Annotated in this window: 16 protein-coding genes; 6 read left to right on the forward strand and 10 right to left on the reverse strand. The window is 69.7% G+C overall.

Going from position 1 to position 24,793, the window contains the following annotated elements:
* Nucleotides 1-97 precede the first annotated feature (97 nt).
* The 6 genes from ACTMTI_RS37905 to ACTMTI_RS37930 all read right to left on the reverse strand — a co-directional run bounded on the left by ACTMTI_RS37905 (nucleotide 98) and on the right by ACTMTI_RS37930 (nucleotide 12,289).
* On the reverse strand, nucleotides 98-2,293 hold the full coding sequence (locus ACTMTI_RS37905; RefSeq protein WP_441125527.1) for a LuxR C-terminal-related transcriptional regulator: 2,196 nt from the start codon (nucleotides 2,291-2,293) through the stop codon (nucleotides 98-100).
* Between the two features lie 437 nt (nucleotides 2,294-2,730).
* Entirely contained in the window at nucleotides 2,731-3,273 is a 543-nt protein-coding gene (locus ACTMTI_RS37910) for a DUF4386 domain-containing protein (RefSeq protein ID WP_441125528.1), read from the reverse strand.
* A gap of 204 nt (nucleotides 3,274-3,477) precedes the next feature.
* Nucleotides 3,478-6,690, reverse strand: coding sequence for an efflux RND transporter permease subunit (locus tag ACTMTI_RS37915; RefSeq protein WP_441125529.1), 3,213 nt, complete (start codon nucleotides 6,688-6,690; stop codon nucleotides 3,478-3,480).
* Complete coding sequence (locus ACTMTI_RS37920; RefSeq protein WP_441125530.1) at nucleotides 6,687-7,691, reverse strand: hypothetical protein; 1,005 nt, start codon at nucleotides 7,689-7,691, stop codon at nucleotides 6,687-6,689. The genes ACTMTI_RS37915 and ACTMTI_RS37920 overlap by 4 nt, the downstream gene beginning before the upstream one ends.
* A 191-nt stretch (nucleotides 7,692-7,882) precedes the next feature.
* On the reverse strand, nucleotides 7,883-11,482 hold the full coding sequence (locus ACTMTI_RS37925; protein WP_441125531.1) for a protein kinase domain-containing protein: 3,600 nt from the start codon (nucleotides 11,480-11,482) through the stop codon (nucleotides 7,883-7,885).
* Nucleotides 11,483-11,554: 72 nt separating this feature from the next.
* Nucleotides 11,555-12,289: a dienelactone hydrolase family protein gene (locus tag ACTMTI_RS37930; RefSeq protein ID WP_441125532.1), complete on the reverse strand. Its 735-nt coding sequence runs from the start codon at nucleotides 12,287-12,289 to the stop codon at nucleotides 11,555-11,557.
* Between the two features lie 244 nt (nucleotides 12,290-12,533).
* Between ACTMTI_RS37930 and ACTMTI_RS37935 the strand changes: the two genes are divergently transcribed.
* Together ACTMTI_RS37935 and ACTMTI_RS37940 are read left to right on the forward strand one after the other, a co-directional pair.
* Entirely contained in the window at nucleotides 12,534-13,490 is a 957-nt protein-coding gene (locus tag ACTMTI_RS37935; RefSeq protein ID WP_441125533.1) for an ATP-binding cassette domain-containing protein, read from the forward strand.
* The gene (locus tag ACTMTI_RS37940; RefSeq protein WP_441125534.1) at nucleotides 13,487-14,293 is read left to right on the forward strand and encodes an ABC transporter permease; all 807 of its coding nucleotides are present in this window, start codon (nucleotides 13,487-13,489) and stop codon (nucleotides 14,291-14,293) included. The genes ACTMTI_RS37935 and ACTMTI_RS37940 overlap by 4 nt, the downstream gene beginning before the upstream one ends.
* Nucleotides 14,294-14,297: 4 nt before the next feature.
* Here the strand turns inward: ACTMTI_RS37940 and ACTMTI_RS37945 are convergent, their stop codons facing one another.
* A complete protein-coding gene (locus ACTMTI_RS37945; RefSeq protein ID WP_441125535.1) occupies nucleotides 14,298-17,423 on the reverse strand; it encodes a BTAD domain-containing putative transcriptional regulator in 3,126 nt (1,041 codons plus the stop codon).
* A gap of 103 nt (nucleotides 17,424-17,526) precedes the next feature.
* On the opposite strand from ACTMTI_RS37945, the gene ACTMTI_RS37950 reads away from it, so the two are divergent.
* The 4 genes from ACTMTI_RS37950 to ACTMTI_RS37965 all read left to right on the forward strand — a co-directional run bounded on the left by ACTMTI_RS37950 (nucleotide 17,527) and on the right by ACTMTI_RS37965 (nucleotide 20,672).
* A complete protein-coding gene (locus ACTMTI_RS37950; protein ID WP_441125536.1) occupies nucleotides 17,527-18,135 on the forward strand; it encodes a response regulator transcription factor in 609 nt (202 codons plus the stop codon).
* A gap of 122 nt (nucleotides 18,136-18,257) precedes the next feature.
* Complete coding sequence (locus tag ACTMTI_RS37955) at nucleotides 18,258-18,923, forward strand: DUF998 domain-containing protein (protein ID WP_441125537.1); 666 nt, start codon at nucleotides 18,258-18,260, stop codon at nucleotides 18,921-18,923.
* A 48-nt stretch (nucleotides 18,924-18,971) separates the two neighbouring features.
* The gene (locus ACTMTI_RS37960) at nucleotides 18,972-19,346 is read left to right on the forward strand and encodes a YciI family protein (RefSeq protein ID WP_441125538.1); all 375 of its coding nucleotides are present in this window, start codon (nucleotides 18,972-18,974) and stop codon (nucleotides 19,344-19,346) included.
* Nucleotides 19,347-19,409: 63 nt separating this feature from the next.
* Entirely contained in the window at nucleotides 19,410-20,672 is a 1,263-nt protein-coding gene (locus ACTMTI_RS37965; RefSeq protein WP_441125539.1) for an RNA polymerase sigma factor, read from the forward strand.
* Nucleotides 20,673-20,700: 28 nt separating this feature from the next.
* Here the strand turns inward: ACTMTI_RS37965 and ACTMTI_RS37970 are convergent, their stop codons facing one another.
* The 3 genes from ACTMTI_RS37970 to ACTMTI_RS37980 form a co-directional block, all read right to left on the reverse strand.
* Nucleotides 20,701-23,061: an ABC transporter permease gene (locus ACTMTI_RS37970; RefSeq protein ID WP_441125540.1), complete on the reverse strand. Its 2,361-nt coding sequence runs from the start codon at nucleotides 23,059-23,061 to the stop codon at nucleotides 20,701-20,703.
* Nucleotides 23,052-23,783 (reverse strand): ABC transporter ATP-binding protein, encoded by a 732-nt coding sequence (locus ACTMTI_RS37975; protein WP_441125541.1) that lies wholly within the window; start codon nucleotides 23,781-23,783, stop codon nucleotides 23,052-23,054. The genes ACTMTI_RS37970 and ACTMTI_RS37975 overlap by 10 nt, the downstream gene beginning before the upstream one ends.
* Before the next feature lie 225 nt (nucleotides 23,784-24,008).
* Nucleotides 24,009-24,785 (reverse strand): SDR family oxidoreductase, encoded by a 777-nt coding sequence (locus tag ACTMTI_RS37980; protein WP_441125542.1) that lies wholly within the window; start codon nucleotides 24,783-24,785, stop codon nucleotides 24,009-24,011.
* Nucleotides 24,786-24,793 lie beyond the last annotated feature (8 nt).

The following is a 24,793-nucleotide window of genomic DNA, read 5'->3' on the forward strand; positions in this document are numbered from 1 at the left end:
TTCACCACCCCGGCGGACCGGCTCCTTGAGCTCGCCAGATATCCGTTTCATCGTACAGAATCAATGGTCAAAGGCTTGCCGCGACATTCCTTCGACGTCACTCCCGGCGCGGGGCCCAGGATTTGACGATCTGTGCCCTCGACGTGAAGTTCAGCTTGCGGAGGATGTTCCCGACATGGCAGTCCGCGGTGCGTTGCGAAATGACCAGGGCATCGGCGATCTGCTTGTTGCTCAAACCCTTCGCGACGAGTTCGGCGATCTCCCGTTCCCTGCGGGTCAGGACGGACGTCACGTCGGATTCGGGCCGAGGGCTTGCCGCGCCGCGTACGAGCTTCTCATCCAGTGCGTAGGCGGCGGCCTGCTCAAGAGTGAACTCCGAACCGCGGATGAAGGCCGCCTCGAACGTCTCGTCTCCGAGGTGTCGCCGGAGCTCGGACTCGCACCGGTCGTGAGCATCCGCCAGATGCCGGAGCCCCGAAAGGGACGTTCCGATCGACCGCCAGACCACGTGGGCCGCACCCAGCGTTTGGGCGGCCTGCTCGTGGTGCTCGTCACCGGCCAGAATCCAGGCCAGTCCCTCGATGCTCTGAGCGAGGCCCAGATGGTCGTTGCAGCGCAACTTCAGCCGCACGGCGTCCCGCATCATGGTCCCGGCGCTGCGAAGATCGCCCCGCCGCCATCGGTCGAGGGCCGTTACCCACAGCGCGTAGGAGACCGACCACTCGGCCTTCGCGCTGCTGGATGTTTCCAGTACTTCTTCGCAGAGCGCCGAGGAACGCGGATCGTCCATGAGAACCGCGGTCATGGCCAGTTGGAAGATGACCACCCACGCATGACCCCGATTGCCGAGGGCGCGGCGCCGGGCCAGGGCCTCTTCCAGGAGCGCGAAGGCTTGGGCGAAATCTCCGGCCAGCAACGCGGAGAACCCGGTGATGTGGGCCGCCCCGGCCAGTTGAGCCTCATCTCCGTGCCGCTCCGCCAGTGTCCGGCACTCTTCCAGCAACGGCTTCGCGGCATCCGCGTCGCCTCGCAGGAGCACGAGCCACGCGTCGACCCACAAGGCTTTGGCCCGTATGGTGCTGGGCTCGTGGTCCTGGGCCAGCGCCCGCTCCAGCCAATGGTGTCCTTCACTCGGGGAACTCCAGGAGAGCCGATGACTCCACATGGCGGCGGCGATCTCGAGCGCGGCCCATGCCTCGCCCGGCTCGCTCAGGCAGAACTCCAGCGCGGACCGCACGTTCCCCTGCTCCTGGGTGAGGCGCCCGAGCCAGTCCATCTGATGCTCGCTGAACCATTCCGCCTCGGACCGCGCCGCCAGGCTGCGACACCAGTCGCGATGCCGCAGCCGTATGGCCTTGTCCTGGCCGGACGCGACGAGCCGCTCCCATCCGTATTCGCGCAGCGTATCCAGCATCTCGAAACGCACGGCAGAGCCCTGCTCACGGTGCTGCAGAATCGACTTGTCCTCCAGCTGAGCCAGCAAGTGCGGCACTTTTCCCGAGACCACCTCGTCCCCTGAGCACACGTGCTCGATCGCTTCGAGGTCACAACCGCCGGAGAAGACCGACAAACGTTCCCACAGCAGCTGCTCCTCAGCGGAACAGAGGTCATAACTCCAATCCAGCAGCCCTCGTAGCGTCTTCTGACGCGGCGGTACGTTGGAGGGCCCTTTCGTCAGCAGCCGGAATCGGTCGTCGAGGCGCTCGAGGATCTGCTCCACGGACAGAACCAGTACGCGCACCGCCGCGAGCTCGATGGCCAGCGGGATGCCGTCCAGTCGCCGGCACAGTTGCACCACCGCCATGCTGTTGGCGTCGTTGACCCTGAACTCGTGCACGGCGGACGCGGCACGGTCCTCGAACAGCCTCACCGCCTCGTTCTGCAGGGCGCCGTCCATGGACCCCTCAGCCGCCTCCGGCACCGTCAACGGTGGGACATCGAGAATCGCCTCGTCCGCGAGGTGCAGCGGCTGCCGGCTGGTGGCCAGGATGCGCAGCTCGGGGACCGCGGCCAGCAGGTCGCCCGCCAGGACCGCACACTGGACGGGGAGGTGCTCACAGTTGTCCAGGACCAACAGCAACTTCTTGTCGCGCAGGTATTCGGCAAGGGAGGCCATATCCGGCCAAGGGCATCCGACGGTGCCGGCGACCGTCTCAGCCAGCAGGTCCCCTGCCATCAGCGGCGCCAGATCGATCAGCCAGACGCCGTCCGGGAACTCCCGTGCCATCTCCGCGGCGATCCGCCGCGCCAATCGCGTCTTGCCCACGCCGCCGACACCGGTGAGGGTCAGCATCCGGCCACCCGAGAGCAAGCGCTTGCCCTCGGCTATTTCGTGCCTGCGGCCGACGAAACTAGTGAGCTCAAATGGCAGATTCCCCGCGCACGGTTGCGCCATGGCCCCCATAGCACCACAACCTGGTTCATCCTGACTCACGAAGTTCGTGAGAGAACGCACTGTAACCCTTCCTCCCAGGCTACCCGCCCGGTTCTAGGGCCGGAGCCACACCGCATCCGTATGCCCAGGTCAGTCCGCGTACGCGCGGGAGACCCGCCCATGGCCAGGCCTGCCGAAGCGCATCAGCCGGGGCGTGCCGCTTCCCGCCGAGCGGACAAGCCTTGGTAAATATCAAGCCTTAAAAATGGTCTCCCCGCCGTGCCGTATCGAATGGGCGCGAGCGGTCATTCCCGCCTGCATTTCCTTGATGACCGGCATGGCGCCCTCCGCTACCGCTATGCGGCATGAAACGGTGTACGAATTCTCCTGCCTTTGACCAGGAGCCAGATCATGAGCACGACCTCGCCCACGAAGGTGAATGTGGCGGCCTCGAGCGAGTAGCCCGGGACCAGGAGAACGCCGAGCTCGTCCACGAGATAACCGAGCCCGGCGATCGCGAGCAGGACACCGACCGACTTGGGCACGTAACCCGACTGGTACGCCAAGTATCCGAGCAGCAGCAGGTGAGGACCGAAAAGGCTGAGACCGGCGTGCCAGATGTCCTGGAAGGCGTTGATCTTCAGCAACGCCTCACCGTGGAGCTGATGTGCGGTGTATGCGCCTGGGTACTCGGCATTCCCGACGAGGGGCAGCGCTCCGGCGAGTTGGGCGATCGCAACGATGAACACGCCCGCGTACACCACCCTGGGCCAGGCCGCGAGCGTGGCGATGCCTTCGTGCACCGGCTTGAAGAAGACCATGAGCGCCCAGGCCGCGATCACGTCCAGAATGGCGGTCAGGAGCAGGTTCGACTCCGATCGACGTGGCGACGGCAGCATCGAGCCCCACGACGAGATGGGGCGAAGGCCACGAGCGCCTCGGGATGTAAAACTTTTTCGACATCACCAATGTAACGAGTCTTTGACGCGATGTCTAGAATCTTTTACATCCGCCGTCGTGCCGAGGGCCACCGCGTCGTCCAAACGGGCCCGTGTTGGACGGCGCGGTGGCGGTTCGGAATCGATGTGTCTACGGCAGGCGGTTCAGGAGGTGCCGCTGGCCACCGGTTCGGGCTGCGGGTGGGCGTCGGCGGGGGCGGCGCGCCGGCCGTCTCGCTTGGCGCGGCGCTTTTCCTTGCGGTTTTCCACCATGGTGTAGAGGGTCGGGACCAGGATGAGGGTCAGCAGGGTGGAGCTGATCAGCCCGCCGATGACTACCACGGCCAGCGGCGTGGAGATGAACGCGCCACCACCGGTGATGCCCAGTGCCATCGGCAGCAGGGCGAAGATCGTGGCCAGGGCGGTCATCAGGATGGGGCGCAGGCGCTTGCGTCCGCCCTCGATCACCGCCTCCTGCAGTGGCATGCCCTGCCGGCGGTATTGGTTGATCAGGTCCAGCAGCACGATGGCGTTGGTGACGACGATGCCGATCAGCATCAGCAGGCCGATCATCGCGGCCAGCCCGAGCGGGGTGCCGGTGATCAGCAGCAACCCGATGGCGCCGGTGGCGGCGAACGGGATCGACACCAGCAGGATCAGCGGCTGGATCAGGCTGCGGAAGGCGGCGACCATGACGAGGAACACCAGCGCCACGGCCGCGACCAGGGCCAGGCCCAAACTGGTGAACGCCTCGGCCTGGTCGGCGCTGGCGCCGCCGATGGAGTAGCTCGCGCCGGCGGGCAGGGTCAGGGTGGCGAGCTTGCTGTCCAGGGCGGTGCTGGCGGTGCCGAGGTCGGATCCGGTGTTCTTCCCGGTGACGCTCGCGGTGCGCTCGCCGTCGACTCGGGTGACCGCTGACGGTCCGTTGACCTGCTTGACGGTGGCCACATCCCGCAGTTGGACGTTCTCGGCCAGCTCCAGGTCGCGCAGCTTCGTGAGGGACGTGGGCGCGTCGCCCTGGGAGAGCACGACGTCGGCGGTGGTGCCGTCGAAGGAGAGCTGGGTGACAGTGGTGCCGGTGAAGGCCTGCGTGACCGCCTGGCCGATGCCGCTCTCCGTCAGGCCGTGTTCGGCGGCCTTCTCGCGGTCGACGGTGACGTCGACCCTGGGGGCGGTGTCGGCGATGCTGCTGGTCACCTCGGTGATGCCGGAGATGGACGCCATGGCCTGCTGCACGCTCTGGGTCGCTTGGCGCAGCACGTCGGTGTCGGCTGCCTTGACGAGCACCTCCAGGCTGTCGCCGCCGAAGCCGCCGCTCGCGCCGATGGTGAATTCTCCGGCGTCGGCGAGCGTGCCGAGCCGCTCGCGCAGCCGGTTCTCGACGGCCGCGGCGTCGCTGCCCTCGCGCAAGGTGAGGGAGTAGCTGGCGCGCGCGGTGTCACCGCCGCCGCCGCCCTGGGCGGCCCCGCCGAAGCCGACACCGCTGCCGCCGCCCACGGTGACCTGGTAGGACTCGATGGCGTCGAGCTCGGTCAGGATCTTTTCGGCCTCCTTGGCATGGGCGTCGGCGCTGGCCAGGGAAGTGCCGGCCGGGAAGGTCTGAGTGACGCTGACCGAGTCCGAGTCACCGTTGTCGATGAAGCTGGTCTCCAGGCGCGGGATCAGGGCGAGCGTGCCGATGAAAATGGCCAGCGCGGCGGCCAGCGTGGACATCCTGCGCCGGGTGGCGAAGCGGATCACGGGGACGTAGGCCCGCTGCAGCAGCCCGTCGCGTTCGTGCTGTTCGACCTGCTGGCGGTCGCTCTGCTTGGGCGCCTTGAGGAACCAGTAGCTCAGCACCGGGATGACGGTCAGCGACACCAGCAGGGAGGCCAGCAGCGCGACGGTCACGGTGATGGAGAACGGGCCGAACAGCTCGCCGACGAACCCGCCGACGAACGCGATCGGCAGGAACACCGCGACCGTGGTCAGCGTGGAGGCGGTCACCGCGCCGGCGACCTCGCGTACCCCGTTCTCGATGGCCTGGCGTTTGCGTTCGCCGTAGGACAGGTGGCGCTTGATGTTCTCCAGCACCACGATCGAGTCGTCCACCACGCGCCCGATCGCGATGGTCAACGCGCCCAGGGTGAGCATGTTGAGCGAGTAGTCCCAGCCCCACAGCGCGATCAACGCGATCAGCACCGACAGCGGGATGGACACCGCGGTCACCAGCGTGGAGCGGATGGAGAACAGGAACACCAGGATGACCAGGACCGCCATGGCCAGGCCGAGCAGTCCCTCGGTGGTCAGGCTTTCGATGGACTCGGTCACCCCCGGCGCCTGGTCGAAGACGATCGTGAGCGTCGCCGCGCCGCCCAGCGCCTTGGCCAGATCGGGCAGCGCGGCGCGTACGTCATTGGAGATGGACACGGCGTTGCCGTCGGGCTTCATCGTGATGGAGATGCCCAGGCTCGGCTTGCCGTTGGTGCGGGTCAGAGTGCTGGCCTTGGCCTGGCCCAGTTTCACCTCGGCGACGTCGCCCAGGCGGACCGGCTCGGGCGGGTCGGCGGGCTCAGCCGCGGGCTGCCCGGGCACAGGCTGACCCGTCTGCTGACCGGCCTGCGGCTGACCGGCCTGCGGCTGACCGGCTTGCGGCTGGCTTGCGGAGGGGGTCAGGTAGAGGTCCTTCAGGTCGTCGATGGAGCCGAAGCGGCTGCCGACCTGGACGCTCAACGTGGTGTCCGATTGGGTGAACGAGCCCGCGGGCAGGGGGTTGCCGGCGTTGCGGATGGCAGTGGAGATCGCTGAGGCGTCCAGCCCGTGCTCGGCGAGCTCGTCGGCGTCGGGCGTGATGGTGATCACCTGGTCGCGTACGCCGGTGACCGACGCCTCCTTGACCCCCTCGATACCGGACATGGTCGGCACGACCTGGGTGGACAGCTTGTCGGCCAGCTGCTGCTGGTCCTGATCGGAGGCCACCGCGATCTGCAGCACCGGCAGGTCGTCGGTGCTGCCCACCATCGTCTGCTGCTCCACCCCGTCAGGCAGGGGGACCCGGTCGAGGGCCTGCTGGACCTTGCCCTGGGCGTCGTCGAGGTCGGTGCCGAACTCGAAGGCCACCTGGACGGTCGAACTCGACTCACGTGAGGTCGAGGTCATCTCGGTGACCCCGGCCAACCCGCGCAGCCCCTCCTCCATCGGTACGGTCACCTGGTCCTCGACGATCTGCGGTGCGGCACCGGCGTAGGAGGCCACAACCGACACCTGAGGAAAGGCCAGGGAAGGCAGAAGCTGCTGTTTCAACGACGGGACGGCGAACACGCCCAAGGCCGCCACCACCAGAGTGACAAGCGCCACGAGCCCCCGGTTGGCGAGGCTCAATCTAGCCAGAAATGTCATGATCTACTTCCTATTGGGGGTGAGGTGACCGGCCACACGGACGGACGGCCGCCGACGGGTGCCGAGCTGAGCCGGACCTGGGGTGCTGAGCTGAGCGGGACCTCGGGCGAGGAGCCGATAGGGGGCGTGAGCGGGACCTCGGATGCGGAGCCGGTCCGGGCCTGTTCACCGCGGGCGAGCAGCACCACGCCGCACACCAGCCCGGCGGCCGCGACCGCGGCGAGCCCCACTGTCCCGGGCCGGAACTGCTCGCCCAACACGGTGATCCCGATCGCCGCGGCCGCCAGCGGGTTGGCGACGTTCTGCACGGCCAGCGGCAGCGCCAGTCCGAAGTCGCGGTAGGAGGCCTGCGACAACGCCGTCCCAGCCACCGCGAAGCAGCCGACCACAGCGCCGACGAGCAGCATCCCCTCGCCACCTGCCCCCGCCACCGCGGGCACCAGGGCTGATGCGGTGCCGAAGGCGACTCCAGCGCTCCCGGCCCAAGCCGCCGAACGGATCACCCGAGCAGGCGTGGTGCCAAAGGCCACTCCGGCGCTCCCACTCCAAGCCGCCGAACGGATCACCCGGGCAGGCGCCAGCGCCCCGGCCGTCAGCGTGGCAAGCGCGGCTGCGCTCACTACGCTGACGGTGACCATCTCGGTGCCGGTGAGCGCGCGGGAAGCCGCGACGGGCAGGGTCAGCCAGACCAGGCCCGCCAGCGCCAAAACGGTCAGCGCCGCCCCGATCCACTCCATCCGCGTGACCACCGCCGTACGGCGGCGCAGCCACACGGCCACGACCAAGGTCAGGGCACCCAGCGGCTGGACCATCGTGACCGGCCCGAACACCAGCGCCACCACGTGCAGGGCACCACCGGCCAGATTCATGCCCAGCGCATACGCCCACCCGGCCCGGCCCTCGCGCCCGGCCATGGCGATGCGCCGCTGTGCGATCGCCCCCTGGGCGTAGCACAACGACGAGGCCACGCAGGCGGCCACGGCGAGCATCGTGTCGGTCACGCTTCTAGCGTCGCGGCCCTCACCTGCGCGAACCTCCCCCTCGGGGAGGGTCAGGGACTGCTGCGAACGTGGTACGCGCCCGCGCCGGCTACCGCGACCGCGGACGGACCAGCCCCGTCTCGTAAGCGATGGTCACCAGCTGGGCACGGTCATCCCCCGAGCTCAAGCGATAGCCGTTCTCGCATCACCGGTCAACGTCGGCACACGTCGAAGTGCGGTACGGACGGAAGATAGGTGTTCCACTCCTGCGCCGTGAGCGTTCTGCCCGCCCGGGTGCAGGCCTCCTTCGCCATGCGCTCCGGGTCGATCAGGTGCTGGTGGACGGCGCCGTTCAGGGCGACGGTGACGACTGCCGATCCGTCAGGCGTGAAGGCCACCGACTGGAGCTGGGCGGCCGCAGGCACTTGGCCTCCCCCCGTGTCCACGAGCGTGCCAAGGGTCGTACCACTGGAAGGGTCGAACAGCTGCACCCGTCCGTCCGTCACACCCACCGCGACGAGGTCCTCGCGGGGCGAGTAGGCGGCGGCCGGCAAGATGCCGGGCGTTCCGTGCGATACCGGGCCACGGCGGCGGGTGACGGCGTCCCAGAGAGTCATGCGGCCGCGCGAGTCCAGTACGACCACCGACCGTCCCGAATGGGTGAAGAACACCTTGGCGCCGGAGGTGTCCATTCCACTGCTGCCAAAGGACTTTCCGCTGGACTTTCCGGTGGCGGCGTCGAGGAGGCGCTCTTCACCGCCCGCGACGGCAAGCGTCTTCCCATCGGGAGAGAAGGCCAGGTCCGTCACCTCGCCCAGGGTGGCGGTCCAGAGCCGGCGACCGGCCGCCCAATCCCACAGCTGGGTCGCATGGTCGATGACGGCGCGCCCGTCGTCCGGGCTCCGCAGAACGACCGCGAGGCGGGTTCCGTCGGGGCTGAAGACGGTGGAGACCGGCTCGAGATCTCCCTCACCGGGGACGATCTCGCCAATCACGGCCCGCGAGCCAGCGTCCATGATCGTGATCTTGCCTGGGTGGCCGATCGCGGCCAGGCCGTTCGTCGTGCTGAAGGAGACGCTCGTCACGTCGCGCTTGCCGGTGATCGTGCCGAGCCGCTTCCCGCTGCGCCAGTCCTGGAGGCGGGTGCCTGTGGTGGAATTCGACACCGTCATCAGCCGGCCGTCCGGGCCGAACGCGGCCACGTCCACGACGTCCTCATGGGGGACGGTGACCAGATCGGCGATGTCCACCGAGAACACCTGGTCCTCGACGAGGTACCGGAACGTGCGGCCGTCGGGATCAAAGCCGGATGAGGGGATGCTGTCGCTGTTGCCCATCACCGTTACTGTGGTGAGGAGCTGGGTGTCGGCCGTCCGCCAAAACTGGACGCTTTTGTCGGTCACCGAGGCGAGGAGCCGTCCGTCCCCGCTGAACGTCACGACGCCCTGGTTCCAGTCTCCCTGCTGCCCCGCCCCGTCACGGTCGCCGATGAAGTCGACGGTGCCGTTCGCGAGGTCGGTCAGGTGCAGGACCTTCTCCAGAGACTGCGCCAGCCACTTCCCGTCCGGGCTCACCGCCTCGGGGGGTCCGCAGTTCTCGCAGCCGGCGTCGCCCTCCACCCTGAGCCGCCGCTGGAAGGTCAGCCCCGGCAGGCTCCAGCGCTCCACTCTCCCCTTTTCCGTCATCACGAAGATCGAGTTCCCGGTGGGCGCCATGACGCCGGCTCGGGCCGGCACCTGGGTTCGGCGACCGGTGGCCAGGTCCCATACGTAGTCCTTGCCGCGTACGGTGACCACCGCGAGGCGGTCGGTGGCGCCGAAGGACGCCAGAGCGGAGCCGCTGCGCAGGTCCAGCGGGCGGCCGAAGGTCCACGTCCTGGCCACCTTGCCGCTGCGCAGATCCCAGGCCCGCGCTCTCTTGTCGGTCAGCACGATGAGGGTGCGGCCCGTGGGGGCGAACGCCACGCTCGCCATCTGCTCTCCGGAGATTCCCAGCTTGCCGATCTTGCCGGTCTGCTTGCCGGTCCGCACGTCCCGCACCAGCGCCGCGTCCTCGCTCACGCTCACCAGCGTGCGTCCGTCCGCGCTGAGCGTCCGCACGGTGTCCGCGGCGGTCGCGGGGTCCCTGAACATCGTCGTCTCGCGTCTGTGGAGTGAGGCGGTCAGCGCGGCCCTGGTCTGCGGGGTCCGGTCCAGTCGCCAGGCGGCCGTGCTGAGCAGCATCGCCAGCGGCGGATCGGTGTTCCGCAGGGTGTCCGCGAGAGCGGCGATCCGCGCCGCCTCGGCCTGGTCTCGCTGCGCCGCGATCCGGTCGGCGCGCTCGTCGGCGAGCATGCTCTGTTGCACGGCCAGACCACCGGCGACCAGCGAGATCACCAGCAGGCCGGTCAGGCTGAGCGCCACCAGGCGGTTCCGCCTGGCCCGGCGCCTGGTCAATGCCGCGCCGGCGGCCAGGAAGTCCCGCTCGGGCGGTGACAGCGTGATGTTCCGGCGCGCGGTGGCCGCCCACTGCAGCGCGTTCTCCAGGCTGTCGCCCTGGAGCAGATCGCCGTCCCTGCGTCCGGCCTGCTGCCACCGCCGCGCCCCGGAAAGGATCTGCTTGTGCACGGCCAGACCGTCCCGGTTGGCGTCCACCCACCGCCGGAACCGCGGCCAGGCATGCGGCAGCGCGGGACGCAGCAGCCAGATCTCCTCGCCCTGCCGGCCCAGCAGGTACGCGAACACCTCCAGGATCCGGGTGATCGCCGAGACCTCGGGCAGCGGCCTGCCCTCCACCAGCTCGGACACGGCGGCACGCCGGCCCGACAGGCGACCCTGTTCGTCCACGGTCACCAGCCGCAGGAACACCTCCGCCACCAGCTCGCGCTCCTCGGCGCCGAGCAGTCCGAAGGCGTCCTCGGCCAGCTTCCCCAGCGCCGGATCGTCGGCGGCCACACTGATGTGCGCGGCCTCCTTGCCACCCTGCGCGAGCAGGTACGCCGTCTCGGCCCGCGCGTCGCCGCTGACCAGGGCGAGCAGGAGCTGCCTGGCGGTCGGCCGGTGCAGCGGCTCCTTGGCCAGGGCGGCGGCCACCAGCGGGTGCAGCGAGGACGGCAGAACGCTGAGATCGGGATTGTCGGACAACACCCGGTGCATCACCCCGCCCAGGCTCTCGGCCTGGAACGGGTCCTCGCCGGTGGCCGCGTACAGCATGATCCCGCCCCACGCGAACACGTCGGCGGGCATCCCGGCCCGGTGCCCGCTGAACACCTCGGGCGCCATATACGTGGGCGTGCCCGTGACCAGGCCGGTCGCGGTCAGCGACATCTCCGCGGTCCGCGCGATGCCGAAGTCGATCACGCGTGGGCCGTCCGGGCCGAGCAGCACGTTGTCGGGCTTCATGTCGCGGTGGATCACCCCGGCGTCGTGGATCGCGGTCAGCGCCGTCGCCACGGCCGTCGCCAGCCGATGCAGGTCACCGCCGGTGAAGCGGCGCCCGCCGGTGACGGCCTTGCGCAGGCTGGGGCCTTCCACGTATTCGCTGACGATGTACGGCCTGGGCCCCTCCAGCTGCGTCTCGATCACCGTGGCCGTGCAGAACGAGGCCACCCGCTGCGCCGCAGCCGCCTCCCTGGCCAGTTGGGCCGCCTGGTCCCCGTGCAGCACCTTGATGGCCACCCGCTGACCGCTCTCGGCATAGGCCTCGTACACGACGCCCTGCCCGCCCGCGCCGAGGCGCCCGGCCAGCCAGTAGTCGCCCAGCCGCTGGGGATCCCCGTCGATCAACACGTCCATGGCTTGTTCGACGCCTGGGTTCTCGTGAAGGTTCTTCAACCCCGTTCGCCGGCTCCCTTCGACCGGCTGGTTCGGGAGCACCTGACGTGCGGGGACCCCCGGGATCCGGCGTTACTCGTGCTTCGCGACGTGTTTGTCGAAGAAGGCGAAGGTACGCCGCCATGCGTCGTCCGCTGCTGGGCGGACCAGGCCGTGACGCAGCGGGAACAGCGCGAGTTTCGCGATGGGGTGATGGCCGTCGGTCATGAAGGAATGCCCGGCGGCCGGATAGATCTCGACGTCGTGCTCGATGCCGAGCGCCCGCATATGCTCCTGCAGCCGTGCGCCGTGCGGCCTGAAGCCTTGGTCGCGACCGCCGTAGGAGCCTACGACCGGGCACACCGACCGCAGTTCTTCCTTGTCCCGCGAGACCGCGCCGTAATTCACCGATGCGGCTCGCACGCCGGGCGGCGTACTCGCCGCGTATGCGAGGGCGAACCCGCCGCCCATGCAGAATCCGATCACACCGAGCCGGTCCCCGTCGACGTCTTCGCGGCCGGCCAGCCATTGCCGGGTTGCGTCGATGTCGGCGGCCGGCCGACCTGGCTTACCGGTCGCGAGCTGGTGCATGGCTCGCGTCAGGCACCCGATTCTGGTGCCGTGGCTGTACAGATCAGGCAGGACCGCCGCGTATCCATGTTCGGCGAACAGGTCCACCACATCCAGCATGTCCGGCTCGACGCCGTAGACCTCGTGCACGACCAACGCCCCTGGCCATCCGGCCGCGGGTGTGATCCCCTCCGGCAGCGCCACCGTCGCCGCCAGTGAGCCGCCGTCTGGCAGCGGAATGCGCACGTCTTGCCTCATCAGCGCTCCTTAGCATCGCTTTCACTCGCCGGGGGATGTGTCAGGCCATCTGGCCGTTTCTCATCGAGAATCGCGTGTCACCTGCTTGAAAGCGGCGCCAAGGAGTAAGACCCCCTAACCATAGCCAAGCCGGACACGCTGATAGCGGGTGCCGGTCCCGTGTCAGCGCACGATCTGCCCGCCATCAGCGGCGGTCGGCATCGTTGCCCTCATCAAGGACGGCGAAGGCTGAACAGGAGCAACGATGTCGTACGCGATCCGGGCCGAGGGTCTGGTCAAACGGTACGGGGACAAGCTCGCGCTGAACGGGGTCGACCTGGAGGTGCCGACGGGCAAGGTGATCGGCGTGCTCGGCCCCAACGGGGCCGGCAAGACCACCACCGTGCGGATCCTGTCGACGCTGATGCGGCCCGATGCGGGCCGCGCCGCGGTCGGTGGCCACGACGTGGTGAAGGACCCGGTGCGAGTCCGCGCCCTGATCGGGCTCACCGGGCAGTACGCATCGGTGGACGAGAGCCTGTCAGGTGTCGAGAATCTGGTGCTGCTGGGCCGGCTGCTCGATCTGTCGAAGCGGCAGGCCAGAGCGCGGGCAGCCGAGTTGCTGGAGCGGTTCGAGCTCACCGACGCCGCCACCCGTCCGATCAGCACCTTCTCTGGGGGTATGCGGCGCCGGCTCGACCTCGCGGCGAGCCTGGTCGGCAGGCCGCAGGTGTTGTTCCTGGACGAGCCGACCACTGGGCTCGACCCGCACACCCGCAACGAGGTGTGGGAGGTGGTCCGAGGGCTGGTGCTCGACGGTTCCACGGTCCTGCTCACCACGCAGTACCTGGAGGAGGCCGACCAGCTCGCCGATCGCATCACCGTGATCGACGAGGGCCGGGTGGTCGCCGAGGGCAGGCCGGGTGAGCTGAAGCGGCGGGTCGGCGGTCAGATCCTTTACGTACGCCCGACGGTCGCGACCGACGCGGAGAAGGTGGCCTGGATCTTGACCGAGCTGACTGGTGCCGCTCCGATCCGTGATCGGAACACCGGTCTGCTCACCGTGCCCGCCGACGACCCGATGCTGGTGTCCGCGCTGGTCAGAAGACTGGATGGGACCGGCATCACCGCTGATGAGCTGGGTTTGCGCCTACCCAGCCTGGATGAGGTCTTTCTGGCGCTGACCAGGCAGAACACCGTTGCTGAGAGGAACGTCGCATGAGCACCCCGTACGCGGAGACGACCCCGCTGCGCATCAGCCCGGCCAGAGCCCTCGGGCACGGAATCGCCCTGGCAGGGCGGGGCATCGCCAAAGTACGCAAGTCCCCCGTGCACCTCGTCGACGTCATCCTGACGCCGATCGTGTTCCTGCTGATGTTCGTCTACCTGTTCGGCGGCGCCATCGGCGGTGGCGACGTCGACGGCTACCTGCAGACGATCGTCCCCGGGATCATGGTGATGACCGTGTTCCAGGCCAGCATCGGCATCGGCGTCTCGCTGAACGCCGACGCGAGCACCGGCGTTTTCGACCGCTTCCGCAGCATGCCGATCGCCCGCTCCGCGCCGTTGGTCGGCGCCGTGCTCGCCGATCTGGTCCGCTATGTCGTGTCGCTTGCCATCCTGCTGGCGCTCGCGACAGTGATGGGCTACCGGGTCCAGACCGGTGTCGCCGCCACGCTGGCCGGGGTCGGGCTGCTGCTCGCGTTCGGCCTGAGCTTCAGCTGGATCTCCGTCTACCTCGGGATGCTGCTGAAGACGCCCGGCTCGGTGCAGGGCATCAGCACGATCATGGTCCTGCCGCTCACCTTCGCCAGCAACGTGTTCGTCCCTTCGCAGACCATGCCGGGCTGGCTGCAGGCCTGGTCGGAGGTCAACCCGGTCAGCCTGATGGCGGAGACCCTGCGCGGGCTGATGAACGGCGGAGCCGTCGCCGGGCCGCTGCTGGGCAGCCTGGCGTGGATGGCCGGCGTGGTGGCGGTGTTCTTCCCGCTGGCGATGCGCGCCTACCGCAAGAACGCCGCCTGAGCGTTCATGACGTGACCGGATGACCGCCGAGCGCGGCCAGCCGGTCCAGCGCGTCCTGCCTGCGCATCTCGGCGCCCTTGCGGTAGGCGTCCCGGTATCCGTCCTCGCCCAGCCGACCGGTGAGTTCGGCGGCCAGCGCGCGCAGCTCCGGGTCGCCCTCGTCGAACCAGCCGCGGATGACCTGACTCATCCCCATCGCCGTGGCCGCGCCGGCCGGATCGTCTTCCAGCGCCAGCAACCAGGCCAGCAGCTCCGCAGGCCAGGCCAGACCGTTCGCCTGGCCGTGGGTGAACGCCACACGGATGACGCTGGGAAGCAGCTCGCGCGCCGGCCCTGCCGCTCCTTCGACGAGCCGATTGGCCATCCTGAAACCCGCGACCGCGTCGCTCGGCAGTCCCTCGAAGGACGGCAGCCGCCGAGCGAGCGCCTCCATCCTGTCCAGGCTCTCGTCAGCCTGTTCCAGGTCTTTCGCGAGGCGGTGCGCGGTGGACAGGGAGGACAGCATGTTGGTCTCAATACGCCGGTGGCCACGCTCTTTGGCCTGGTGCAGAGCCGCGTGGATGTCCCGCAGGGCGCCGTCCAGGTCGCCGCTGTTCATCCGCTCCCTCGCGAGCCTGGTCTTGGTCCAATACAGATGCATTTCCGTGCCGAGCTCAGAGCTGATCGCGACTGCTCGCTGCGCGACGGCGATGGACTGGTCGTGCTCGGCCCGCAGAGAATGATCGCGGCTGATGCGGAGCAGGCTCATCACCATCCCCCACCGGTCGCCGACCGCCTCGAAGCCGCGCAACGCCTCCTGCCGTGTCTGAGCACCTGTCGTCAGGTCGCCTTGTTCCACGCGGATATGGTCTTGCGTCCACAGCACGCTGGCCCGTACCCAGGGGTCCGGAGAGCTCAACGCCTGCCCGAGCTGGCGTCGTATGAGATCGGAGTCGTCCTCGAGGGAGCCGAGCTGCGCCATCCGCAGCATCGGCAGCGCGGGATGGAACCCCATCGTCGCCGTCGCGTCCGCATCCGTGATCTTCCTGCTGGTGAACAACGGGCCGGCAGCGCCCTGCACCACACCGAAGGCGGTACGCACCTGGTCGGGCAGTGCGTCGCCGAACTTGAGCACCTCCTCCACGGACGTCGAGAATTGGGTGCTCATCCCTCTGAGCCCCCAATACCAGAACAGCGACCTGACGAACCTGGACGCCGTGGGCGCGTCCCCGGCGTCCAAGGCCGCCCGCAGCCCCAAGGCCAGGTTGTCGTACTCGGTGTCGAAGACGGCGATCGCGCGCAGTTGGTCTCCGGTGCGCAGCAGCGGCTCGTGCTCCTCAGCCAGCGCCAGGAAATAGCCGGCGAACCGCGCGGAGACCTCGTCGCCTGACGCGGCGAGCTGGGAAGCCGCGTAGGCCCTGATCGTCTCCAGCATGCGATACCGATCGTCGGTCTGCTGGACGATGGATTTCTCGACCAGGGAGCCGGCCACGTAGAGCACGTCCTCTGCCGGCAGGGACTCGTCCGAGCAGACCGCTTCCAACGCGGCCAGGCTCGCCGCGCCGGGAAACACCGATAACCTGCGGGCCAGCACCCGCTCGGACTCGTCCAGGAGGTCCCAGCTCCACTCGACCATGGCCAGCAGCGTGCGCTGGCGCGGCAACGCGGTCCTGCTGCCCGAGGTCAGCAGCCGGAACCGGTCATCCAGCCGCCGCGCGATCTGCTCCACGCTCATGGAGCGCAGCTTGGCCGCGGCGAGTTCCAAGGCCAGCGGCACCCCGTCGAGCCGTCGGCAGATCTCCACCACGGCGTCCACCGTGGAATCGTCCAGCGTGAAATCCGGCCGGACACTCGCGGCCCGGTCGACGAACAGGCGTACCGCGGCCGCCCCGGCCGCCGCGGCGAGCTCCGGCTCTCCCGCGGGCACATCGAGCGGGCCGAGGTGGCACAATGCCTCCCCGTTGATCGCCAGAGGTTCCCTGCTGGTGGCCAGGATCCTGAGCTGGGGTAACCGGTCGAGCAGTTGCTCGGCGAGTTCCGCGGCCGCTTCGACCAGATGCTCGCAGTTGTCCAGCAGCAGTACGGCGTCGCCGACGTCGAGCCGCTCGACCACCCGATCCATCGGGGCGGCCTGCTGCGGCTGCCCGGCGCCGAACAGGCCGCCGAGAGCACCGAGGACCGCGTCGGTCAGCTGTTCCGGTGCGCTCACACTGGCCAGCGGCACGAACCACACCCGGCCACGCTGATAAGCCCGGTCACGGGTCACCGCCTCCAGCGACAGCCTGGTCTTGCCCGCGCCTCCAGGTCCGACGATCGTGACCAGCCGGGAGGCGGCCATCAGCTCGGCGAGCCGGCCGAGCTCGCCCTCCCTGCCGATGAAGCTGGTCAGCCGCGCCGGAAGCCGGCTCGATGCCGCCTGCGGTTGTGCCACCGGCCGGTCCAGCTCGCCGCGGAGCAGCGCGAGATGGACCTCCTGCAGCTCGGGCGACGGATCGATGCCCAGCTCCGCGCTCAGCGTGCCGCGGATCTCCTCATACACCGCCAGCGCGTCCGACTGGCGTCCCGCCGCCGACAGCGCGCGCATCCGTAGCTCGGCCAGGCGTTCGCGCAGCGGATGTGCGGCGCCCGCCGTACCAAGGTCGGCCAGGACCTCGGCGTGCCGGCCCAGCCGCAGCTCGGCGTCGAAGCGGTCCTCAAGGGCCGCGACCCGCAGCTCGTCCAACCTCGTGGCGGTGTTGCGGGCGAACGGGGCCTCGAGCACATCCGCCAGCGCCGCGCCCCGCCACAGATCGACGGCAGCGCCGGACAGAGAAGCGGCTTCTTGGAAACGGCCCGCCGCCAGCTCCCGCCTGCCCTGCCCGGCCAGGTCCTCGAACCGATGTACGTCCACGTCCTCGGCGCGCACTGACAGCCGGTAGCCTCCCGCCACCAGCTCCACCGTTCCCGCCCCGGACAGCGCCTTGCGCAACCGGGACACCAGCCCCTGCAGCGCGGCGGAGGCCCCAGAGGGCGCTTCGGCACCCCACAGATCATCGATGAGCGAGTCGGCGGATACCGGACGGCCCGCCTCAAGGGCGAGCCTGGCCAGCAACATGCGCAACCGAGCGCCGGCGACGTCGATCGGCCTCGCATCATCGGCGTGAACCTGCACCGGACCAAGCATTGCAATTCGCACGCTGACAGCCTGCCACGCCGGCCGACAAGGCGATCACGATCCCGTCATGGCCTCATCGTGATCTAGACATAATGGTCAAATGATCCGCATGCTCCTGGCCGAAGACCAGCACGTCATCAGGGAAGCGCTGGTGACCCTGCTCGGGCTCGAGCCCGACATCGAGGTCGTCGAGGCGGTCGAGTCGGGGGACGCGGTGGTCGCCGCCGCTCTGGTCCACCGGCCGGACGTGGCCGTGCTGGACATCGACATGCCCGGCGGGATCGACGGCCTCGCCGCCGCCGGCGAGCTGCGCGCCAGGCTGCCGGAATGCCGCACGCTCATTCTCACCGGCCACGGCAAACCGGGCCATCTCCGCCGCGCGCTCGCCTCCCAGGTGGACGGCTTCATGCTGAAGACCGCCTCACCGGAGGAACTGACGGCCGCGATCAGAAAGGTGGCACGGGGCGAACGCGTCCTCGACCCCTCGCTCGCCAGCACCGCGTGGGACCTGGCCGACAACCCCCTCACGCCCCGCGAGGCCGATGTTCTGCGGCTGGTCGCGGCGGGCGCCGAGGCGACCGAGATCGCCGGTCAGCTCTTCCTGAGCGCGGGGACCGTACGCAACTACATCACCACGATCGTCGCCAAGCTCAACGCCCGCAACCGCACGGATGCCGCCCGCATCGCGTCCGAGGCGGGCTGGATCTAGGCGGGAATCCCGGCTGAAAAATCTTGAAAAAACTTCTGGGCGAGTGTCGAATCAGGGTCTTCCCGTTCGCAGCGTACGCAGAGAGCCGGATGAAGCCGGCCCACACGCGAAGGACGATGACCATGACCCAGCAGCTCCCCCGCCCCGCCGCCCGCCCGATCTCCATCAAGCGCCCGCTGCTGGGCTTCGGCGTCGTCGCGGGCCCGCTGTACGTGAGCGTCGCCCTGGCCCAGGCGTTCACCCGGGAGGGGTTCGACCTGACCCGCCACCCCTGGAGCTTCCTGGCCAACGGCGACCTGGGCTGGATCCAGACCGCGAACTTCGTCGTCACCGCCCTGGCGACCATCGCCTGCGCCGCCGGGCTGCGCCGTAGCCTGTCCCCGGGGCGGGGCGCACAGTGGGCGCCCCGCCTGGTCGGCGCGTTCGGCGCCGGTATGATCGGCGCCGCGATCTTCCCCGCCGACCCCGCGATGGGCTTCCCGGCCGGGACGCCCGAAGGCCCGGGTGCGATCACCCTCTCCGGCATCCTGCACCTGGCCATCGGCGGCGTCGGATTCCTGTGCATGGTCGCGGCCTGCTACGTCATGGCCTCCCGGTTCGCCGGCGAGGGCCGCAGGGGCTGGGCCGGCTACTCCCGCGTCACGGGCACGCTGTTCCTGGGCGCCTTCGTCGGCATCGCCAGCGGCGGCGGCGTCGCGTGGGCCAATCTCGCGTTCGTCGCCGGCATCCTGGCGATCTGGAGCTGGCTGTCCCTCGTGTCGCTGAAGCTCTTCCGCGACGACGCCTGACCTGTCGTTTCACCGATCACCAAGTCACTGCTCACCAAGGAGAACACGATGCGTTACCTGATCACTCTCAAAATCGTCTCCCAGCCCGACGGGCCGCCGCCGGCCGAGCTCATGGAGGCCATCTTCAAGCTCGGCCAGGAGGCCACCGAGGCCGGGGCCCTGCTCGACAACAGCGGCCTGGCGCCCAGTTCCGAAGGGGCGAGGATCCAGTTGAGCGGCGGCCGGCTGACCGTCACCGACGGCCCGTTCGCCGAGGCCAAAGAACTGATCAGCTACGCCCTCTACCAGGTCAAGACCAAGGAGGAGGCCGTGGAGTGGGGCTCCCGCTTCCTCAAGTTGCACCGTGACCTGTGGACGGGCTGGGAGGGCGAGGCGGACGTGCTGCGGCTGTTCGGGCCCGAGGACTTCGCCCCTCCCGCCTGACCCGCCGCCCCCCGGCCGCGGACCGCGCACGCGGCCCGCGGCCGGATGCTGTATCCAGGACGCATGACGCTAGCGGACTCCCGCCGGGCGGTGGAGGCGGTGTGGCGGATCGAGTCCGCCCGGATCATCGCCGCTCTCGCCCGTATGGTGCACGACATCGGACTGGCCGAGGAGCTCGCGCAGGACGCGCTCGTCGCCGCCCTCGACGAATGGCCGCGCAACGGCGTACCCGACAATCCGGGTGCCTGGCTGATGCTGACCGCCAAGCACCGCGCCATCGACCAATTCCGCCGCCGCGACGTCTACGAACGCAAGCTGCAGGAGGTGGGGCGCGATATGGAGCTGCGACAGGAGTCGGCCGAAGCCGAACTCGACGACGTACTGGACGACCACATCGGCGACGACCTGCTGCGGCTGATCTTCACGGCCTGCCACCCGGTGCTGCCGGCGGAGGGCCGGCTCGCGCTCACCCTCCGCCTGCTCGGTGGGCTCAGCACCGAGGAGATCGCGCGGGCGTTCCTCGTTCCGGAGCCGACCGTGGGCCAGCGGATCTTCCGCGCCAAGCGCACCCTCACCGACAAGAAGATCGCTATCGAGCTGCCGCCGCCGGCCGAACTGCCCGGCCGGCTGGCCTCCGTCCTGGAGGTCATCTACCTGATCTTCAACGAAGGGTACGCGGCGACCGCGGGCGACGACTGGACCCGCCCGTCGCTTTGCGAGGAGGCCATGCGCCTGGGCCGGGTCCTGGCCGGGCTCGTGCCCGCCGAGCCCGAGGTGCACGGTCTGCTGGCGCTCATGGAAATCCAGGCCTCGCGCATCCCGGCCAGGACGGCGCCGGACGGCACCCCCATCCTGCTCCTCGACCAGGACCGCAGCCGCTGGGACCGGCTGCTCGTGCGCCGCGGCCTGGAGGCGCTGGGCCGCGCCGAGGCGCTGGGCACGCTCGGGCCGTACGGGCTGCAGGCCGCCATCGCCGCCTGCCACGCCCGCGCGCTGACCCCTGAGGCCACCGACTGGGAACGGATCGCCGCTCTGTACCGGCTGCTCGCCCACCTCGCCCCCTCGCCGATCGTCGAGCTGAACCGCGCGGTCGCGGTCGGCATGGCCTACGGCCCCGTACGCGGGCTGGAGATCGCCGACGCCCTTCTGGACGAGCGCGCGCTGCGTGGCTACGCGCAGCTGCCCGCGGTCCGGGGGGACCTGCTGGCGAAGCTGCGCCGGGCCGAGGAGGCCGCCACCGAGTTCGAACGCGCCGCCGGGCTGACCCACAACACGCGCGAGCGCACCCTGTTCCTCGACCGCGCCGCCGCGCTCCGGCGCGAGTAGGGGATACCCGGCAGCGCGATGCGAGAGCCTAGTCACGTGCGCCGATCGCCTCGGCTGGGTGTTGCCTGAGCGCCAGCCTGGCCGGCAGCGCGGTCGCCAGCAGCGCCAGCGCCGTCGCTGCGGCGATCACCGCCGCATACGTGCTCAGAGGTACGTACGGCAGCGCGGAACCGGTCATCCCGGTGCCGAAGGCCGACAGCGTGGCCAGAGAGATCGCGGTCCCGGCCACCACCGCGATGAGGACCGAGGTGAGGGTCTCCAGGCGCAGCATGCGCAGAATCTGCCGCTTGGTGGCGCCCACCAGGCGCAGCAGCGCCAGCTCGCGGGTGCGGTCGGCAATGGCCATGGCCAGCGTGTTCACCACGGCGATCGCGGTGAACGCGATGATCAGGCCCATCGCAACGTAGTTGACCTCGGCGTTGGGCGCGCTCAGTTCGGCCGCCTGCGCCTGGGCCAGGATGGTGGCGGCGGGCAGCGCCCTGCGCAGGGCGTCGGCGGTGCCGCCGGCCACCAGCAGCGTCCCGGACGGATCGTCCACGTGCCCCGCCACGAGCGTGCGGGCGAGCGTGAGCTCGCCGAAGCCGAGACCCCGCGCGTAGATCGCGGCCACCTTGAGCGTGGCGGGGGTGCCATCCCCGAGGGTCAGCTTGAGCTCGTCACCGACGTTCTTGCCGAGCCGGGAGGCGGCCGTCTGGCTGAGGGCGACCGAGTTCCTGCCGAAATCCTTGATCGAACCTGCGGTGATGCCCAGGTCCATGGTGCGCGGGTCGACGTCGGCGGCTTGGGCGCCGTACTTGGTCAGCCCGACCCGGACCGACGTGCGCAGCACCTGGCTGACCGCGACCACGCCGGGCACGTCACGGACCGCGGCCGCACTGACGCCGGTGACCACGTGATCCGCCCGGGCGCCGGCGGCGGCCTGCTGCTCGGCGGCGTGGCCCATCGTGGTCTGCACGAACAAGATCGTGCACGTGAGCGCCACCATCAGCGTGAGCGGGGAGATGACCGAGGCCATGCGTTTGGTTCCGGAGCGCAGGTTGCGCGTCGCCAGGTAGCCGCCGACGCGGGAGGCGGCCAAGGGCAGGGCCAGGAGCGCCAGCGCGGCGCGGGCCGCCAACGGGCCCAGCAGGGTAACGGCGGTGGTCCACACCAGCGCGGTGAGCAGGGTCACCGGACTGGAGGCGGCCTCGGTGTCGAGGAACGACAGCAGGATCGTCAACGCGACGCCGCCTGCCACACAGACCAGCCCCGCGATCAGCCGGCCCACGGGCAGGCCGGTGCGTTCCAGCGCTGCCTCACCCAGGGCTTCGACCGGCCGGATGCGGTTGGTGCGGCGGGCTGAGACGCGGGCTGCCGCCCACGCGGCGGCCACCGTGGCGGTCAGCGCGCCCAACGCGGGGAACGGGCTGACGACCAGGTCGAGGTTGGCGGGCATCGCGCCCAGTTCCACGAAGCGGGAACGTAGCCAGAAGCCCAGTCCGATCCCGGCGGCTGAGCCGAGCAGCCCGGCGGCCACGCTGAGGGTGAGGGCTTCGCCGCCGAGCAGCTTGCGAATCTGCTTGGGGGTGGCGGCGACCGCCCGCAGCAGGGCGAGTTCGCGCTGGCGTTGCTGGATGGACAGGGCGAAAGTGCCGACCACGACCAGAATGGCGACCAGGAGCGAGGTGGCGGCCAGCGCGCCGCCCAGACTGATCAGCTTGATCCGGGCATTCTCCGCACCCAGGAACTCCACCGCGCCACGCTCATCACCGGTGTAGGTGAGGGCGCCGTCGACGCGGACGTCCATCAGGGGAAAGACGCCGATGGCGGTGACCTGACCGGGACGTCCGGCGAGCTTGCGGGCTTGAGCGGTGGAGAAGAACAGGGTGTCCTGGCTGGGCAGCGCCTGCGCGGTCACCCCCACCACCTGGTAGCCGGCCAGCTTGGTGCCGAGCGCGTGAGCGTTGCGGGCATCGACGACGACCTCGTCATCGGCCTTGGGCTCGCGGCCTTGGGCGATGGTGAACGGCGTCAGTTCCGCCGACTCCCACCCATGCCCGAGGAAACGTCCCGCGATCGGGAAGCTCACCTCCGGCACCACCCTGGCGACCCCGGGCGTCCGGCGGAGCCGCTCGGCCAGTTCTGCCGGAATCCACCTGCGCTCCGACAGCGTCTTGGCCTTGGACTTCGTCTTGCCGCTGGACTTCACCTCCGTTTCGCGTACGAACTGGTCGCCGGCCACGATCAGCGGTGCCCCCGCGTACCGTTCCGGTGCCACGCTGCCGCGCAACCCGGTCTCCAGCAGCATCAAGCACGCGCACACCAGCGCCGCCGCGCACAGCAGCGCCACGAACGCGCCCGCGAAGGCGGCCTTGCGGTGCCGAATCATCTTCCAGGCGATCACTTCCACGCCCCCAGCCTGGTCATCCGCTCGGCGATCTTCTCCGCGCTCGGCGCGCTCATCGCATCCACGATCCGGCCGTCCGCCAGGAACAACACACTGTCGGCGTAGGAGGCGGCCACCGGATCATGGGTGACCATCACCACCGTCTGTCTCAGGGTGTCGACTACTTCGCGCAGCAGTTTCAGCACGTCGCGGGCGGTCATCGTGTCGAGGGCGCCGGTCGGCTCGTCACCGAAGACCACCTCGGGCCGGGTGACCAGCGCCCGGGCGATCGCCACCCGCTGCTGCTGACCGCCCGACAGCTGGGCCGGCCGCCGCTCGGTACGGCCTGTCAGACCGACCCGGTCCACGATCTCGGCCATCCAGGCGGGGTCCGCCTTGGTGCCGGCCAGGCGCAGCGGCAGTGTGATGTTCTCTGCCACGGTCAGCGACGACACCAGGTTGAAGGCCTGGAAGACGAAGCCGACGCGCTGGCGTCGTAGCTCGGTCAGCTGCGTTTCGGACATGTTCGCCAGCTCGGTGCCGCCGAGCCGGACCGAGCCGGAGGAGGGCACGTCCAGCCCGGCCGCGCAGTGCAGGAACGTGCTCTTACCCGATCCGGAAGGCCCCATCACGGCGGTGAAGGACCCGCCGCCGATGCTCACCGACACCTCACGCAGGGCCGCGACCGCGCCCTGACCCTTGCCGTACACCTTGCTCACCGCGTCCAACCGCACAACGTCCGTCATGCCTGCAAGCCTGCCGATCAGCCCGCCGGCAAACCAGAGAGTCGCTCACGGGCTGACCATGACCTCGTCATAATCCGGACACTGCGCTGGTCTTCCTTGTTGCCGCCGTCGATCCGGGTGCCCACCAGGGTGCACTTGCCGCCCTTCGGCACGTACCCGCCCGCCACTGCGCGGATCGCGCCGCGGCAGGTCCGCTCGTCGGCAAGAGCCGAAAACCCGTTCCGGTCACGTGAACAGCTGACCGCCGTTGACGTCGATGGTGGCGCCCGTGACGGCCTTGGCGTGATCGGAGGCGAGGTAGACGACGGCGCGGGCGACGTCCTCCTCCGTGGCGATGCGGCGCAGCGCCATCGCCGAGACGTCACGCGCGTGGATCTCCTCGAAGGTCACGCCTTCCGCCGCGGCTCGGGTGCGCATCCACTCATCCAGCACCTCGCTGGCGATCCAGCCGGGCGCGACGCAGTTCACCCGCACCCCGTACGGCCCGAGCTCGTCGGCGAGGCAGTGCGACAACAGGTGCGCGGCGGCCTTGCCCGCTGCGTAGTCGCTGCGCCCCGCGTAGCCCTTGCGGGATGACATGGAGGTGATGTTGACGATCGAGCCGGAGCCCTGGGCCACCATGTGCGGCGCGATGAACCTGCAGGCCAGCAGCGTGCCGTAGCCACCCGTCTCGACGGCCCTGCGCCAGGTCTCCAGGTCGTCGGCGGACATGTCGAGCACGTTCCTGCGGTGCGATCCCGGGAAGGCGGCGTTGACCAGCACGTCCACCCGGCCGAACCGCTCGATCACGGTGTCGGCGAGCCGCTGTACGTCATCGATTCCGGTCACGTCGGCGGGTACGGCCAGCACGCCCGGCACCTCGGCGGCGGTCCTCTCCACGGTGGCCGCGGTGCGGGCGGCCACGACGACCCTGGCGCCCTCCTCGCTCAGCAGCCGCGCCAGAGTCCGCCCCAGCCCGGGACCCGCCCCGGTGACGACCGCTACCTTGCCATCCAGCAGCACAACCTGAC

The sequence above is a fragment of the Nonomuraea sp. H19 genome (genome assembly GCF_052068215.1).
Classification (GTDB): domain Bacteria; phylum Actinomycetota; class Actinomycetes; order Streptosporangiales; family Streptosporangiaceae; genus Nonomuraea.